The organism is Veillonella tobetsuensis, from assembly GCF_001078375.1.
Taxonomy (GTDB): Bacteria; Bacillota; Negativicutes; order Veillonellales; family Veillonellaceae; genus Veillonella; species Veillonella tobetsuensis.
The window spans coordinates 1-1,895 of sequence record NZ_BBXI01000040.1 but is presented as its reverse complement, the minus strand read 5'-3'; the positions used below and the strand labels follow the sequence as shown (position 1 = coordinate 1,895).

Here is a 1,895-nt window from a genome sequence, read left to right as displayed (position 1 = left end):
ATGGTGGCGCCCTTATTTTCAATGACATGAGAGCCTGTTAGATTCATCGTATTTCCACTATACAATAAAGCATTTCCATTATTATGGATTTCATGAGCTTGTATATCCATATGGTCACGACTCGCCATTGTACCAGACTTATGACTATCTAATTCCTTTTGTACTTTAGTCATTGCTTCTTGCGCTTTATCATAAGTCTTAGTTAGCTCTTGTATACGATTGCGATGTGCTTGCAACTCTTCTTTAGACTTATAAGCTGTTATATCTGCATTCCACTCTTTATCAAGCGCCTCTTTCGCTTGTGTCAAAACATCTGCAGCACTTGTATATCTTGCTTCAATAGTTGCATCCGTATGATTAGATACAGTATCCGCTTTAATAGACACAGTATTTCCATATATACGGCCATTTTCAGCATTATCTACCGATTTTGCGTGAATATCTGTAGTACCATTTGAGTTTACCAAACCATGATTAGCCATAGACGATTGACTTTCAATAGATAAGCCGTTGTCACCTTGCACAACACCATCTTGTCCCACTGAAATGGCATGACCTGAAATAGACGTCTGACCATTACTTGTTATGCCGCCATCCACTTGAATCATACCATCCGCACTAATATTAGTCGCATGAACAGAACTTAATGTACCTTTAACATTAACACCAAGCCCATCATTGGTTCCTTTCATGGTAATAGAGTTAGCATACATACCACCAATAGCAGATACATCTAGACCAATTTGATTAGAGGAACCCAATGCCTTAGACTCTAAAGACTTGGCATCTATTATATTTTTACCTGTACGAGTCTCTACTGCATTAGCCCATACACCTGCGTTTACCTGTGCAGCTTCGGTTAAAATTTGTAAGGAGTTAGATTCTTTTGCATTAAGACCCTTTCCATTAATAGCAATAGAACCTTGTTCTACCCGATAGGTATTAAGATTTCCATTAGGGTCATATTCAGGCTTACCAGTCGTTAATACAGCACGGTCAGTATTTATAAAACCGCCACCATCTACAGTGATTCCATTAGGATTAGCTACAACAACTGATGCTTTACGTCCAGCCACCTCAATAAAGCCATTCATGTTAGTAGGATTATGAGATGTGACCTCATTTACAATAACCGAGGCAGATCCACGCATCATATTAGCATTACCTGGCACATACCCAGCTAAGCTCGTATTCGCCAGTTGATATGAATTATTTAAAATCACACCATTTTGTGGCACATTAAAATTTGTATAATCATTGCGAGATACACCACCTGCCGTAGGTCCTGCAATATTGACTAATGTAATACCGTTTGCCGCTTGTCCTACTTGTGCTTGTCGATGTTGAGGCGCATTGCGATCTACCTCTATAGGATTCTCTGCATAAGCTAAAGGAACTACTAAAGGATCCATAACCATGAGGCCCATTGTAAGCCAAACAGCAATTTTATATTGTAATCGTTTTTGTTTCATAAATTCTCTCCCAAACTATATATATGAGATATAACAGCAATTTACTAAAATCTAAATCCCGCTTGGAATCCTGCTGCTATATGATTTGTTTTATAACCTTCCGGTTTATATAACGGCATACCAACAAAGGCATCATAAAATATTCCAGACTTAAATTGGCCTCTCATACCAATGGCTGTACCGGCAATAAACCGACCTGTCAATACATCGGTACTAGGCCCATATACGGCACCAAAATCTATATTGGCATATATACTTGATTTCCATTTTGGTATATAACTAGCTACTTCATTTCGCATATACCAACCACTCTCAGCCATCAACGTATACTCACCATCAAATCCTTGTACGGTATATCGATTGCCGAGACTAATCATATCTCGTGAGTATAATTGCTTGCCACCTAATGTCCATTGCCCATAA

At 38.6% G+C, this 1,895-nt stretch carries 2 protein-coding genes; both read right to left on the bottom strand.

All coding sequences use genetic code 11. The features are described from left to right. The coding region (locus tag VEI_RS09320) for a filamentous hemagglutinin N-terminal domain-containing protein (RefSeq protein ID WP_145749539.1) at positions 1-1,472 on the bottom strand (1,472 nt) is incomplete at its 3' end. Positions 1,473-1,516: 44 nt separating this feature from the next. Continuing rightward, on the bottom strand, positions 1,517-1,895 hold a 379-nt coding region (locus VEI_RS10360; protein ID WP_145749537.1), incomplete at its 5' end, for a ShlB/FhaC/HecB family hemolysin secretion/activation protein.